Here is a 12795-nt window from a genome sequence, read left to right as displayed (position 1 = left end):
CCGTGGTCGCCAGCGGCGACGGTGAACAGGCGCGCTCGCTCCAAGTCGCTGCAACGGGTCGGGGGCCGTCGTGGCCGGGTCCGCCCCGGTCAGCGCGTCCTTCGGTGGACTGCCCTGCGCGTGGGTACCGCCGCGGTGCTGTTGTCCTTCCATCACAGCCCGTCGGGACGGCGGACGCAAGCGCTCCGGGGGTTCTTCCACACCGTGTTCTACCGGGGTTCGAACACGCCGGTGCGGATGGTCCGGGAGGTCCGGATCGGGCCCTTCGGCGGTCGTCCGCGGACGCCGGACGCGCGGGTCAGCCGCGCGGGCGGCGACGCTGAAGAGGGTCAGCCGCGCGAGCGGCGGCGCCACGCCCGCCACACGAGCCACCCGACGACGCCGAGCCCGACGAGGCCCGCGGCCGCGAGCACCGGCGTCGGCGCGGCGAGCTGCGAGCGCAGGGCGACGGGCCGCGAGAACGTCAGCGCGCCCCACCCGTGCTCGGCGGCGAGACGACGCAGCGTCCGGTCGGGGTTGACGACGAACGCGTGGCCGACGGCGCTCAGCATCGGCGCGTCGGTCACCGAGTCCGAGTACGCGTAGCTCGCCGCGAGGTCGTAGCCCTCGCGCTCCGCGAGCTCGCGCAGGGCCACGGCCTTGTTGTCGCCGTACGCGTAGAAGTCGATCGCGCCGGTGTAGCGCCCGCCCTCGACGGCCATCCGGGACGAGATGGCGTGGTCGGCGCCGAGCACCGCGGCGATGGGCTCCACCACCTCGCTGCCTGACGCGGAGACGATGACGACGTCGTGCCCGTGCTCGTGGTGCGACTCGATGAGCTCGACCGCCTCCGCGTACACGACCGGGTCGATGTGCTCGTGGAGCGTCTCCTCGACGATGCGGGAGACGGTCGCGACGTCCCAGCCGGTCACGAGGTTCGACAGGTGCGCGCGCATGCGCTCCGTCTGGTCCGCGTCGGCGCCGCCCACCATGAACAGGAAGTGCGCGTACGCGCTGCGGAGCACGTCCCCGCGGTTGATGAGCCCGCCCGCGAAGAACGGCCGCGAGAACGCCGCGGCCGACGACGTCGCGATGATCGTCTTGTCCAGGTCGAAGAACGCGGCGACCCGGCCGGCGCGTGGCGGGTCCTTCGGGTCCGGGAGCGGGGTCACGGTCGCGAGCCTAGCGGCGGAACGTGGCCGTCCCCAGGAGCGCTCGCCGACGGGCCCGTCCCCAGGGTCGGCGACGGGCCGACGGCGGCCCGCGTCCACGGGCGAGGGTGGTCCCCGGTCGACGGAGGGCGGGGGAGCGCGATGGTCGGAGCGGTCGTGGCGGTGGTCGGTGCGCGCGGCGGGGCAGGGGCGAGCGTCGTCGCCGCGTCGTTGGCCCGGGCGGTCGCCCGGCGGCGCGCCCCGACGTGCCTGGTCGACCTCGCCCTCCTGGGCGGGGGCCTCGACGTCCTCCTGGGCGTCGAGCAGGACCCGGGCGTGCGCTGGCCGGACCTCGCCGACGCGCGGGGCCGGCTCGACGGCGACGACCTCCTCGCGCGCCTGCCCCGCTGGGGCACCGTGCCGGTGGTCAGCACCGAGCGCGGCGGGGGCCCGGAGCAGGCGGCCCTGGCCGACGTGGTCGCCGCGCTCGCCGAGGCCACGGCGGCGAGGTCCGGGGTGCTCGTGCTCGACGCCGACCGCGCGGCCCTCGCGCCGGGTGCGGCCGGGGCGTCGTTGCTCGAGGCCTGCGACGAGGTGCTCCTCGTGACACCGCTCGACGTCGCCGGGGTGGCGGGCGCGGCCGCGGTGCGCGACCGGCTCCCCGGCCGGGCGGCCCTCGTGGTCCGCGGTCCCGCGCCCGGTCGGCTCTCGCCGCCCGAGGTGGCCGCCGCCGTCGGGCTCGACGTCGCCGCGACCGCCGGGTGGGACCGCGCGCTCGCGGGCGCGGTCGAGCGCGGGCAGGGACCGTGCGTCGGCCGCGGCGCGGTCCTGCGGGCCGGTCGCGAGCTCGCCGCGCGCTACCTCGGGCCCGTCCGGTGACGGGGCGGGAGGCGCGTGCGCCGCGCGAGGGGCGCGGTCGTGACCGGGGTGTCGTGGACGACGCGTACCGGCGCGGGGAGGCGTCGCCGCGTGCGGAGCGCGGCCGGGTCGCGCTGCTCGACGGCGTCCGGGACCGCCTCGTGCGGTCGGGCGACGAGCAGGGCGGTGCCACCGAGACGCTCGGCGACGCGGCCGTCGCGGACGCGCTGCGGGCGTCGGGCCGGGTGCTCGGCACGACCGCGCTGCGCGAGCTGACCCGGACGGCCCACGCGGAGATCTTCGGGGCAGGGCCGCTCCAGCGGTACCTCGACGAGCCCGGCGTCACGGACGTGCTCGTCAACGGGCCCGACGACGTGTGGGTCGACCGCGGCGCCGGGCTCGAACGGGTCGAGGTCGCGCTCGGCGGCCCCGAGGCCGTGCGGGCGCTCGCCGTGCGTCTCGCCGCGGCGGGTGGGCAGCGGCTCGACGACGCGTCCCCCGTCGTCGACGCCCGCCTCCCGGACGGGACGCGGCTGCACGCCGTCGTCGCGCCCGTGTGCGCGACGGGGGCGGTCGTCTCGCTGCGCGTCCTGCGGACGCGGACGTTCCGGCTCCACGACCTCGTCGCGGGCGGGACCGTCCCGCACGCGTGGGAGGCGGTGCTGCGCGGGCTCGTCGCGCGGCGCGCGAACGTCCTCGTGTCCGGCGGCACGGGCACCGGCAAGACGACGCTCCTCGCCGCGCTCCTCGCGCTCGTCCCGCCCGACGAGCGGGTCGTCTGCGTCGAGGAGGCGCGCGAGCTCGACCCCGACCACCCCCACGTCGTCCCGCTCACCGCGAGGCGTCCCAACGTCGAGGGCGCGGGCGGCGTGGACCTCGCCGACCTCGTGCGCGCCGCGCTGCGCATGCGGCCCGACCGCATCGTGCTGGGCGAGTGCCGCGGCCCGGAGGTCCGCGAGGTGCTCATGGCGCTCAACACCGGCCATGACGGCGGCCTCGCGACGATCCACGCCAACGACGTCGAGGTGGTCCCCGCCCGGCTGGAGGCGCTCGCGGCGCTCGCGGGGATGGACCGGGCCGCGGTCGCCGCGCAGGCCGCGGGCGGGCTCGACGTCGTGCTGCACCTGCGCCGCGTCCGCACGGCGGGCACGACCCGGCGCGTCCTCGCGCAGCTGGGCGTCGTGCGGCAGGACGAGCGCGGCGCCCTGCGCGTGGACGTCGCGGGGTCGTGGGACGGGACGGTCGTGCCGCCGGGCGGTGGGTCGACGGGTGCGGCGGGGCCGGTCGCGGGACCGGCGTGGGACGAGCTCGTGGGGCGGTGGTCGGCATGACGCGGCGGCGCGGCGTGGGCCGTCGGCCGGGTGCGGCCCCGACGACGCGCGGCGGGAGAAGCGGCGCATGACGGTCGTCGTGGGTCTGCTCGTCGGTGCCGCGGTCTGGTGCGCCACGGCGCGGGTCGGGCGGTCGGCGCGTCGCGTCGTCGGCCGGCCGGCGTCGCGCGCCACGCGGTGGTCCGTGCTGCGCCGGCCCGGCCGACCGCAGGCGGTGCCCGAGCTCGTGCGTGTCGTCGTGACGCAGGTCGGGTCGCTCCTGCGGTCGGGAGCCGCGCCCGGCGTCGCGTGGACCCGTGCGGTCGGCGTGCGCGTCGACGGCGGTGGCGTCCCCCGGGTCGCGGACCTCGCGCCGCACGTCGGCGGTCCGGCGACGGCGCGTGCCCTCGTCTCGGCGTGCCGGCTGGCCGCGGAGCTGGGCGCGCCGCTCGCGACCGTGCTCGACGAGGTCGCCGCGTCCGTGGCCGCGGACGCCGAGGCGCGCGCCGAGCGGGAGGCGGCGCTCGCCGGACCACGCGCGACCGCCCGCGTGCTGCTCTGGCTCCCCGTGGTCGGCGTGCTGCTCGGCTACGTGCTGGGCGCCGACCCGCTCGGCACCGCGACCGACGGCGGCCTCGGGACGGCGGGCGTGCTCCTCGGGGTCCTGCTGCTCGTGGCGGGGCGCACGTGGTCCGCGCGGCTCGTCGAGCGGGCGCGCACGGCGGGGGAGGACCGGTGACCGCGCTGCGCCCGAGACCGGCCCGGGAAGGAGAGCACCGATGACCCTCGTCCTCCTGGCGCTCTGCGTGCTGGCGGGCGCCGCGCCGTGGTGGTCCGCGCGCGCCGCCGTCGGGCGGCGCGCGGCCGCCGTCGGACGGCGCGCGGCCGCCGTCGGGCGGCCAGGACCCGAGCGCGACGCGGCCTCCGCCGGGGAGGGCGGTCGACGGCCACGGGGTGACGACCGCGACCCCGGCATCGAGACCGGGGTGCTCCTCGAGCTGCTCGCGGCCGCCGTCGGGTCGGGTGCGGCGATCCCGCGGGCGCTGGACGTCGTCGGGACGTGCGTCGGGGGCCGCGACGGTGCCGGGCTGCGTGCTGCGGGAGCCGCGCTCCTCCTGGGGGCGTCGTGGGACGGCGCCTGGGCCGGCGCGCCGCCGCGGCTCGGGGTCGTCCAGCGGGCGCTGCGACCCGCGTGGCTGCACGGCGCTGCTCCCGCGTCGTCGCTGCGGGCTGCCGCCGAGGCGTCGAGGCAGGACCGGACCGGAGCGGCCAAGGCGGCCGCGGCGCGGCTCGCCGTGCACCTCGTGCTCCCGCTCGGTGCGTGCTTCCTGCCCGCGTTCGTGCTCGTCGGGCTGCTCCCCGTCCTCGTCTCCCTCGGGGCGGGTCTGCTCTCCGGATAGGCGTCGGGGGTCCGGAGGACGGGGCGGGCGTGGGTCTCGGCGTGGGTCTCGGTGTCGGTGTCGGTGTCGGTGTCGGTGTCGGTGTCGCTCCGGTGGCCGCATGGACCCGTCCCCCGTCTCCCGTGTCCCCGCTGCGCGCCGAGACGACGCCTGGCGTGAAGCAGGGAGCGGCGAGTCCTCGGCCCGTGTGCTCGTCAGCGCGGACGGCTCCCGGTACGCCAAGGTCGTGGGCCCGGACCAGCTGGCCGCCCTGGTGGGCGAGCGGGACCGCGCGCTCTGGTCGGCCTCCCGCGGGATCGCCGTCCCCGAGGTGCTGGCATGGGAGGACACGGGGGAGGGGGCCGCCCTCGTGACGCGCACGGTGCCGGGGGTGCCCGCCGACACGGTCCGCCCCGACCAGGTCGACCGCGCCTGGACGAACGTCCTCGCGGCGGCGCGGACCCTCCACGACCTCCCCGTCGACGGCTGCCCGTTCGACCGGAGCCTCGACGCCATGGTCGCCCTCGCCCGCGACGTGGTCGACGGCGGCCGCGTGCACGCGGAGTTCCTGCGGCCGGAGCAGGAGTCCCGGGACCCTGTGGACCTGCTCGCGGAGCTCACCACCGAGCTGCCGACGCGCCGGGAGCAGCAGGTGGCGGACCTCGTCGTCTGCCACGGCGACCTGTGCCTGCCCAACGTCCTGCTCGACCCGGAGACGCTGGAGGTCCGCGGTCTCGTCGACGTCGGGCGGCTCGGGGTCGCGGACCGGCACGCCGACCTCGCCCTCCTCCTGGCGAACGCCCAGGACACCTGGCCGGAGCACGCCCGTGCCCTGGAGGAGACGCTGGCGCCGCGGTACGGGTCCCCGGTCGACCCGGGTCGGCTCCGCTTCCACCTCGAGCTCGACCCGCTGACCTGGGGCTGACCGCACGCGCCTCGACGAGGGCGGGTCGCTCGACCTGTCGACCGGGCCGCGCGCTTCGACCTGTTGACCGGGCCACGCGCTCCGACCTGTCGACCGGGTCGGCCGCTTCGACCTGTCGACCCGGGCTGGGTGCTCGGCCTGTCGACGGTGGCTCGCCACTCGGCCCGTCGACGCGGGCGGAGCGCGCGCTGCTGTGCACAGGTCGTCGCCTCGACGGCCCCGTCCACCGGCGCGGCGGGGTGGGGTGCGCCGCAGCCGCCGGTCCCGGCAGGGTCGCTCCGACCGCCCGCACGACGCGGGCCACGAGAGGGGAGTCGGAGATGACACGACAGCCGCGACGCGCGTTCGCGCGCCTGACGGGGACGAGCACGGGGCAGGGCGAGGCGGGTCTCGCGACCGCGGAGTACGCCATCGCGACGGTCGCCGCGGCGGGCTTCGCCGGGCTGCTCATCGTCGTGCTGAAGAGCGGCGAGGTGCGCGAGATGCTGCTCGGCATCGTGCGCAGCGCGCTCTCGCTGGGCTGAGCCCGTGCGACGGGACGCCGGGGCCGACGGCCGCCGGCCGAGGGATCGGGCCCGTGAGGGGAGCGAGCGCGGTGCGGTCACGGCCGAGCTCGCGGTCGCCCTGCCGGCCGTCGTCCTGGTTCTCGTCGTGGTCCTCACCCTCGCCGCGGCGGCGGGCGCCCAGATGCGCTCCGCCGACGCGGCGAGGGCCGCCGCCCGGGCGGCGGCCATCGGCGAGGACGACGCGACCGTGCGTGCGACGGCGCTCCGGGTCGCCGGAGCCGGCGCGACGGTCGGCGTGGTGCGGGGCGACCCGTGGGTCGAGGTGCGCGTGACGACGCCCGTCGTGGGCGGGTGGCTCGCGGGCTCGCCCTTGCGCGCCAGCGGTGAGGCCGTCGCCTGGGCCGAGCCATGACCACGGCGCAGCCACCTCGGGGGCGGTGCACCGAGACCGAGACCGCGACCGCGGGCGAGATCGAGACCGAGACCGCGGGCGAGATCGAGACCGACGGACGAGCAGCGGCGGGACCCGGGGCGGTCACCATCCCCGACACCGACACCGACACCGACACCGACGCCGAGCACGGAGCGGGCACCGTGCTCGTGCTCGGCGTCGTCGCGGCAGTCCTGGTGCTGGCGGTCGCCCTCGGCGCGCTCGCGCAGGCGCAGGCGGCGCGTGGCACGGCGCAGACCGGGGCCGACCTCGCGGCGCTCGCGGCGGCGACGGCAGCCCGCGACGGGTGGGAACCGTGCGGCCGGGCGCGCGAGGCCGCGGCGCACAACCGGGTCGTGGTGGTCGCGTGCACGGAGCAGGGCGCGGGGGTCGTCCGGGTGGACGTCGAGTCGAGAGCCGGTGTCACGTTCCTCGGCGCCTCGCTCGGTCGCGCGAACGCCGCGGCACGTGCCGGCCCGGCGAGCGCGCGGTGAGCCGCAGCGGGCCGTCGGGCGGCGGCACCTGTCCGGGCCCGGCCGCAGCGGTCCTCGACCCCGTGGGGGGAAGCGGTGCCCTATCGCGCGGAACCGGCGCTCCGCCCCGCGGGGTCGGTCTCGGCGACCGGGGCGTGCGCCAGGACGGCGTCGAGCAGCCGGACGGCGGCGGCCTTCTCGAGCGGGGCGTTGTACGACCCGCACTTCGGCGACTGCACGCACGCCGGGCAGCCGTCGTGGCACGGGCAGCGCGCGATGGCGTCGCGGGTCGCGCGGAGCCAGGTCGCGCCGAGCTCGAACCCGCGCTCGGCGAAGCCGGCTCCGCCGGGGTAGGCGTCGTGGACGAACACGGTGGCCTCGCCGGTGTCGGCGTGCAGCGCGGTGGACACCCCACCGAGGTCCCAACGGTCGCACGTCGCGAGGAGGGGGAGCAGGCCGATCGACGCGTGCTCGGCGGCGTGCAGCGCGCCGGGCAGCTCGTCGGCGTCGACGCCCGCCTCCTCGATCACGGAGGCGGGGACGGTCCACCAGACGGCCATGGTCGGCAGCGTGCGCTCGGGGAGGTCGAGGGTCTCCGTGCCGAGGACCTGCATGTCGAGGAGGCGGCGACGCTGGAAGCTCACCACCTGGGAGCACACGTCGACCGGGCCGTAGCCCCAGCCGACCGGGCCCCAGGTGCGCTCGACGACGTCGCGGCCCGTCGCGACGTCCCCGCCCGTGGGCTCGTCGACGATCGTGATGGACGTGGTCGACCGCGACCACGTGCCGTGGTCGACGTCCTGCCGACGCACGAGCGCGACGTGGTCGGCGAGGTCGAGGTGCTCGACCACGTAGGTGCGGCCCTGGTGGACATACACCGCGCCGTCGTGCACCGAGCCGTCCGCGGAGGCGGCGTCGACCGTCCCGAGCAGCCGGCCGGTGCGCGCCTCGGCGACCCGGACGGGCGCGCCGCCGGACCCGCGCAGGTCGGTCATGCCCGACGCGGGCTGCGCGTGGGTCCAGTACCAGCCGGAGGCCCGGCGTCGCAGGGCTCCGCGCGCGACGAGCACGTCGAGCAGGCCGCGCACCACGTCGGGCGCGCCGAACGCGGCGAGGTCCTCCGACCGCAGCGGCACCTCGGCTGCCGCCGCGCACAGGTGCGGCGCGAGGACGTAGGGGTTCGCGGGGTCGAACACGGTCGCCTCGAGCGGCGCGTCGAACACCGCCTCGGGGTGGTGCACGAGGAACGTGTCGAGCGGGTCCTCGCGCGCGACGAACGCGACGAGGCCGTCGGCGCCCGCCCTCCCGGCGCGGCCCGCCTGCTGCCACACCGACATGCGGGTGCCGGGCCAGCCCGCGATGAGCACGGCGTCGAGCCCCGAGATGTCGACGCCCAGCTCGAGGGCGTTGGTCGTCGCGAGGCCCAGCACGTCGCCGGTGCGCACCGCGTCCTCGAGCTCGCGCCGTTCCTCGGGCAGGTACCCGCCCCGGTAGGCGGCGACGCGGCGCACGAGGCGGGGGTCGACGACGCGCACGCTGTCCTGCGTCTGGACCGAGACGGACTCCGCGCCGCGGCGCGAGCGCGTGAACGCGAGCGTGCGGGCGCCCGCGATGACGAGGTCGGCGAGCAGGTCGGCCGTCTCGGCCGTGGCGCTGCGGCGCGGGTGCTCGGGCCCCTCGGCGGGCGTCGCGACCGCGGGGTCGTCGTCGTGACCCTCCGCGGGCCCGGCGTCCGCGGACGCCTCGAAGCCCACGACGACGGGCGGCTCCCACAGGGCGAACGTCTTGCGCCCCGCGGGCGAGGTGTCGCGCGCGACGGTCACGACGTCGTCGGGCTCGACCCCGACCAGCCGTGCCGCGCTCGTGGCCGGGTCGGCGGTCGTCGCCGACGCGACGACGAACGTCGGAGGCGGGTCGCCCTCCCGCGCGTAGTGCGCGGCGAGCCGCCGCAGGCGCCGCAGGACGAGGGAGACGTGCGCGCCGAACACCCCGCGGTAGGCGTGCCCCTCGTCCACGACGACGTACCGCAGGTCCCGCAGCAGCCGCGTCCAGCCGCGGTGGTGCGGCAGGAGCGCGAAGTGCAGGAAGTCCGGGTTCGTGAGGACGACGTCGGCGTGCTCCCGCACCCACCGGCGCTCGTCCTGCGCGGTGTCGCCGTCGCACGTCGCGACCCGCACGTCGCGCGTCCCGGCGGCGTCGAGGAGCCGCTGGAGGCCGGAGAGCTGGTCGGCCGCGAGCGCCTTCGTGGGCGAGAGGTAGAGCACGGCACCACGGCGCGCGACCGACTCGATGCGACCGGGGTCGAGCACGCGCGCCGCGGCGTCGGCGCGGACGGCCGTGAGCGCCGGGAGCCAGAACGCGAGCGACTTGCCGGAGCCCGTGGAGGTCGCGAGCGCGACGTGCCGGCCCGACCACGCGGCGTCGGCGGCCTCCACCTGGTGCTCCCAGGGGCGCTCCACGCCCAGCGCGCGGTACCCGGCGACGAGCGACGCGTCGGCCCACGCGGGCCACTCGCCCTGCGTGCCGGGGCGTGCGGGGAGCTCGCGCACGTGCCGCAGCCGCTCGTCGCGCCGCCCGCCCGCGCGCAGCACGTCGAGCAGCGTCGCGCTCGTCGGTCGCGGGGAGGTGGTGGGGGCGTGCAGCACGTCTCCGAGTCTCCCACCTCCGGCCCATGGTCCGGCCGAGGGCCGCCGTGCTCGGGACCTCCGGCCCTCGCGCGGGGCGGGGCGCACGGTCGACGATCGACGCATGGCAGCGTGGCGTGGGGTCCGGGTCGTGACGACGATGGCGCTCGCCGTCGGGGCGCTCCTGCTCACCCGGCGCCTGACGCAGACGTGGGGCACCTGGGAGGGCGAGCACGAGTGCGTGCTCCCGGGGGACGACCTCGTGCCCGACGCGCGCGCCGTCGTCGCGACGCGGGCCGTGACGGTCGACGCGCCGCCGGCCGCCGTCTGGCCGTGGCTCGTCCAGCTCGGCCAGGGCCGCGGCGGCTTCTACTCCTACGACGCGCTCGAGAACCTCGTCGGCCTGGGCATCCGCAGCGCGGACGCGATCGAGGAGCGCTGGCAAGGCCTGGCCGTGGGCGACGACGTCCACCTGGCCGACGAGGCCGTGCTGCGGGTCGCGGCGCTCGAGCCGGGTTCGCACCTCGTGCTGCTCGGTGCGCCGGGGCCCGGGCAGGCGGACACGATGCCGTTCCGGTTCTCGTGGGCGTTCGTCGTGCGGCCGCTCCCGCCGGGGCCGGACGGCACGCTCCGGTCACGTCTGCTCGTCCGCGAGCGGTACCTGCCGCTGGGCGCCGCGGGCCGCGCGATCGTCGAGGCGGTGCAGCCGGTGAGCTTCCTCATGACGCAGAAGATGCTGCGCGGCGTCCGCGCCCGCGCCGAGCGCCCCTGACGGCCACGACCAGGCGGTCGCGGCTCCCCGACCAGGCGGTCGTGGTGCGTCCGGTGTCCGGGACGGGCCGGAACCGCCTGCTCGGCCGGTGGGGGTGGGGGGCTCAGCCGCGGAAGAGGTCGAGCACCGCGCGGGACAGGTACCAGGGGTCCACGACGGCGGTGAGCTCGCGCGCGGAGTGCATCGAGAGGATGGGGACGCCGACGTCGACCGTGCGGATGCCGAGTCGGGTCGCGGTGAGCGGCCCGATGGTCGAGCCGCACGGCACGGTGTTCTTCGAGACGAACTCCTGGCTCGGCACCCCGGCCCGGGCGCAGGCGCGCGCCCACGCGGCCGCGCCGTGCGCGTCGGTCGTGTAGCGCTGGTTCGCGTTGATCTTGAGGATCGGTCCGCCGCCCGCGAGGGGACGGTTCGCGGGGTCGTGCCGCTCGGGGTAGTTCGGGTGGACGGAGTGGCCGACGTCGCTCGACACGCACAGCGACGCCGCGAGCTGGCGGTGCCGCTCCTCGGCCGTCGCGCCGAGGCCGGCCGCGACCCGGTCGAGCACGTCGGCGAGGAACGGGCCCGACGCGCCGGAGCGCGACTCCGACCCGATCTCCTCGTGGTCGAACGCGGCGAGCACGGGGATCGTGGCGCTCTCGACGGGCCGGCCGGGCGTGCCCGCGACCTCGAGCAGCGCGACGAGGCCGGCGTGCACCGACAGCAGGTTGTCGAGCCGCCCGGACGCGAGGAACGCGTCGTGCGCGCCGAACACGCGGGGCGCCTGGGTGTCGGCGACCACGACGTCGTACCCCGCGACCTCGCTCGCCCGCACGCCCGCGTGGTGCGCGAGCTCGGCGAGCACGTCCCCGCCGCTCGTCCCGTGCGGCGCGCCCGCGACGTCGGACCCGGCCGGACCGGACGCCGACGCGAGCCCCCACACGGGCTGCGTGTGCTGCTGCTTGTCGAGCGTGAGCCCGTCGTTCGCGGCGCGGTCGAGGTGGATCGCGAGCTGCGGGATGCGCAGCAGGGGACCGGTGCGCACGAGGTGCTCCTCGCCGTCGGCGGTGACGAGCCGCCCGGCGAGCTCGAGCTCGCGGTCGAGCCACGAGTTGAGCAGCGGACCGCCGTAGACCTCCACGCCCGCCTGCCACCAGCCCTCGCGGCCGACGCTCGGGCGCGGCTTGAGCTTGAAGCCGGGCGAGTCGGTGTGGGCGCCGAGGATCGCGAACGGCGTCGTCGCGGTCGCGCCCGCGGGCACGGCCCAGGCGATCACCGCGCCGTCGCGCACGACGACGTACCGCCCGCCCGCGGGCCCGTCGCCCTCGCCGCCGGTCGCCGTCGGCCACGCCGCGGTCTCGTCCAGGCGCTCGAAGCCGACGGCCTCGAGCCGGCGCGCGACCTCGTGGGCGGCGTGGTACGACGACGGGGACGCCTCGACGAACGTCGCGAGGTCGTGCGCGTGCGCGAGGGCGCGGTCGTGCGGGGTCGGGTCGGTCACGGGGGTGCTGGGCGTCGACACAGGCTCCACCCTACGCACGCCCAGGAGCGCTCCGTAGGGTGGTCGCGCACCGCGAGAGAGGGAGTCCGCATGACCTGGGTCGTCCTGCCGGGCCTGGCGCTCACCCCTGAGGACTTCGCCCCGCTCGCGCGCGCCCTCGGGACCGCGTCCGGTCCCGGAGCCCCGGCCCGCAGCGACGACGTCCGGGTCCTCGACGCGTGGCGCGTGCCCGTGACGGGACCGGTCGACGTGGTGCGCGCGGGCCTCGGTGTCGACGGGTCGGAGCCCGTGGACCTCGTCGGGCACTCCGTGGGCGGGCTCACGGCGATCGAGTGGGCGCTGCTGCACCCGGGCGAGGTCCGGCGGCTCGTGCTCCTCGACCCGACGAGCCCGTGGGAGGTCCATCTCCCGGCCCTGCACACGGGCACCGTCGCGGCCCGGGCGGGCACGGCGGTGGCGGGCGCCCTCGCGGCCGGTCTCGCCGTGACCGGGCCGGCGCTGCGCCGCGCGGGCGTGCGGGTGGTCACGCGCGCGCCGGACCGTCTCCCGCACGACCTCGCCCGCGCCCGCTACGGGTCGCGCGACGCGTGGACCCTGCTCGCCCACCAGTGGTTCGCGAGCTGGGAGCAGGCGCCGCGCGTGCGCGCCCTGCTCGACGACGGCCACCGCCTGCCCGCGGGCGCCGAGCCGCTGCTCGTCGCCGGGCTGCGCGCGAGCGCCCGGTTCCTGCGCGCGCAGCGCGAGCTGTCGGACCGGCTCACGGTCCCGCGCGTCGGGCTTGCGGGGGAGGGCCACCTCTACCCGCTCACCCGCCCCGACGCCGTCGCGCGCCTCGCCGTGGGCACCCGCCGAGGGGCCGCGCGACCGAAGGGCTGACCCGCCCGAGGGCGCTGTCGCCGAGCACGCTC

General features: G+C 77.9%; 13 protein-coding genes. 10 read left to right on the top strand and 3 right to left on the bottom strand.

Annotation, left to right across the window (positions count from 1 at the left end):
- Window positions 1–329 precede the first annotated feature (329 nt).
- On the bottom strand, window positions 330–1151 hold the full coding sequence (locus tag ABIE39_RS00330) for an HAD family hydrolase (protein WP_074810358.1): 822 nt from the start codon (window positions 1149–1151) through the stop codon (window positions 330–332).
- Window positions 1152–1292: 141 nt separating this feature from the next.
- Here ABIE39_RS00330 and ssd point away from each other — a divergent pair, with 141 nt between their 5' ends.
- From ssd to ABIE39_RS00290, 8 genes are all read left to right on the top strand, one after another.
- The gene (gene ssd / locus ABIE39_RS00325; protein WP_186810320.1) at window positions 1293–2009 is read left to right on the top strand and encodes a septum site-determining protein Ssd; all 717 of its coding nucleotides are present in this window, start codon (window positions 1293–1295) and stop codon (window positions 2007–2009) included.
- Between the two features lie 53 nt (window positions 2010–2062).
- A complete protein-coding gene (locus ABIE39_RS00320; protein ID WP_502914820.1) occupies window positions 2063–3319 on the top strand; it encodes a TadA family conjugal transfer-associated ATPase in 1257 nt (418 codons plus the stop codon).
- Between the two features lie 67 nt (window positions 3320–3386).
- The gene (locus ABIE39_RS00315) at window positions 3387–4037 is read left to right on the top strand and encodes a hypothetical protein (RefSeq protein WP_209828328.1); all 651 of its coding nucleotides are present in this window, start codon (window positions 3387–3389) and stop codon (window positions 4035–4037) included.
- Window positions 4038–4077: 40 nt separating this feature from the next.
- A complete protein-coding gene (locus ABIE39_RS00310; RefSeq protein WP_175007600.1) occupies window positions 4078–4698 on the top strand; it encodes a type II secretion system F family protein in 621 nt (206 codons plus the stop codon).
- Between the two features lie 100 nt (window positions 4699–4798).
- Window positions 4799–5602 (top strand): phosphotransferase, encoded by an 804-nt coding sequence (locus ABIE39_RS00305; RefSeq protein WP_354049912.1) that lies wholly within the window; start codon window positions 4799–4801, stop codon window positions 5600–5602.
- A gap of 320 nt (window positions 5603–5922) precedes the next feature.
- Window positions 5923–6126 (top strand): DUF4244 domain-containing protein, encoded by a 204-nt coding sequence (locus tag ABIE39_RS00300; RefSeq protein ID WP_175007602.1) that lies wholly within the window; start codon window positions 5923–5925, stop codon window positions 6124–6126.
- 4 nt (window positions 6127–6130) lie between these two features.
- Complete coding sequence (locus ABIE39_RS00295) at window positions 6131–6520, top strand: TadE family type IV pilus minor pilin (protein WP_175007603.1); 390 nt, start codon at window positions 6131–6133, stop codon at window positions 6518–6520.
- The gene (locus ABIE39_RS00290) at window positions 6517–7032 is read left to right on the top strand and encodes an Rv3654c family TadE-like protein (protein ID WP_209828332.1); all 516 of its coding nucleotides are present in this window, start codon (window positions 6517–6519) and stop codon (window positions 7030–7032) included. Before ABIE39_RS00295 ends, ABIE39_RS00290 begins: the two co-directional genes overlap by 4 nt.
- Before the next feature lie 80 nt (window positions 7033–7112).
- Here ABIE39_RS00290 and ABIE39_RS00285 read toward each other — a convergent pair whose 3' ends face one another.
- Window positions 7113–9656, bottom strand: a complete 2544-nt coding sequence (locus tag ABIE39_RS00285) for a DEAD/DEAH box helicase (RefSeq protein ID WP_354049909.1) — start codon at window positions 9654–9656, stop codon at window positions 7113–7115.
- A gap of 103 nt (window positions 9657–9759) precedes the next feature.
- Between ABIE39_RS00285 and ABIE39_RS00280 the strand changes: the two genes are divergently transcribed.
- On the top strand, window positions 9760–10407 hold the full coding sequence (locus ABIE39_RS00280; protein ID WP_354049907.1) for an SRPBCC family protein: 648 nt from the start codon (window positions 9760–9762) through the stop codon (window positions 10405–10407).
- Window positions 10408–10510: 103 nt separating this feature from the next.
- Here ABIE39_RS00280 and ABIE39_RS00275 read toward each other — a convergent pair whose 3' ends face one another.
- On the bottom strand, window positions 10511–11908 hold the full coding sequence (locus ABIE39_RS00275) for a M18 family aminopeptidase (RefSeq protein WP_499278590.1): 1398 nt from the start codon (window positions 11906–11908) through the stop codon (window positions 10511–10513).
- Between the two features lie 69 nt (window positions 11909–11977).
- Between ABIE39_RS00275 and ABIE39_RS00270 the strand changes: the two genes are divergently transcribed.
- Window positions 11978–12763, top strand: coding sequence for an alpha/beta fold hydrolase (locus ABIE39_RS00270; RefSeq protein WP_209828336.1), 786 nt, complete (start codon window positions 11978–11980; stop codon window positions 12761–12763).
- The last annotated feature ends 32 nt before the right edge of the window (window positions 12764–12795 follow it).

Origin of the sequence: Cellulosimicrobium sp. 4261 (assembly GCF_040546915.1) — a bacterium.
Taxonomy (GTDB): Bacteria; Actinomycetota; Actinomycetes; order Actinomycetales; family Cellulomonadaceae; genus Cellulosimicrobium; species Cellulosimicrobium cinnabarinum.
Note: the sequence above shows the minus strand (reverse complement) of the source record. Positions and strands in the feature narration are given on the sequence as shown.

What these genes read in the sequence shown, in the direction of transcription:
- ssd (WP_186810320.1), top strand. Translation starts at nt 1,293, where the DNA reads ATGGTCGGAGCGGTCGTGGCGGTGGTCGGTGCGCGCGGCGGGGCAGGG.
- ABIE39_RS00315 (WP_209828328.1), top strand. Translation starts at nt 3,387, where the DNA reads ATGACGGTCGTCGTGGGTCTGCTCGTCGGTGCCGCGGTCTGGTGCGCC.
- ABIE39_RS00310 (WP_175007600.1), top strand. Translation starts at nt 4,078, where the DNA reads ATGACCCTCGTCCTCCTGGCGCTCTGCGTGCTGGCGGGCGCCGCGCCG.
- ABIE39_RS00305 (WP_354049912.1), top strand. Translation starts at nt 4,799, where the DNA reads ATGGACCCGTCCCCCGTCTCCCGTGTCCCCGCTGCGCGCCGAGACGAC.
- ABIE39_RS00300 (WP_175007602.1), top strand. Translation starts at nt 5,923, where the DNA reads ATGACACGACAGCCGCGACGCGCGTTCGCGCGCCTGACGGGGACGAGC.
- ABIE39_RS00290 (WP_209828332.1), top strand. Translation starts at nt 6,517, where the DNA reads ATGACCACGGCGCAGCCACCTCGGGGGCGGTGCACCGAGACCGAGACC.
- ABIE39_RS00280 (WP_354049907.1), top strand. Translation starts at nt 9,760, where the DNA reads ATGGCAGCGTGGCGTGGGGTCCGGGTCGTGACGACGATGGCGCTCGCC.
- ABIE39_RS00270 (WP_209828336.1), top strand. Translation starts at nt 11,978, where the DNA reads ATGACCTGGGTCGTCCTGCCGGGCCTGGCGCTCACCCCTGAGGACTTC.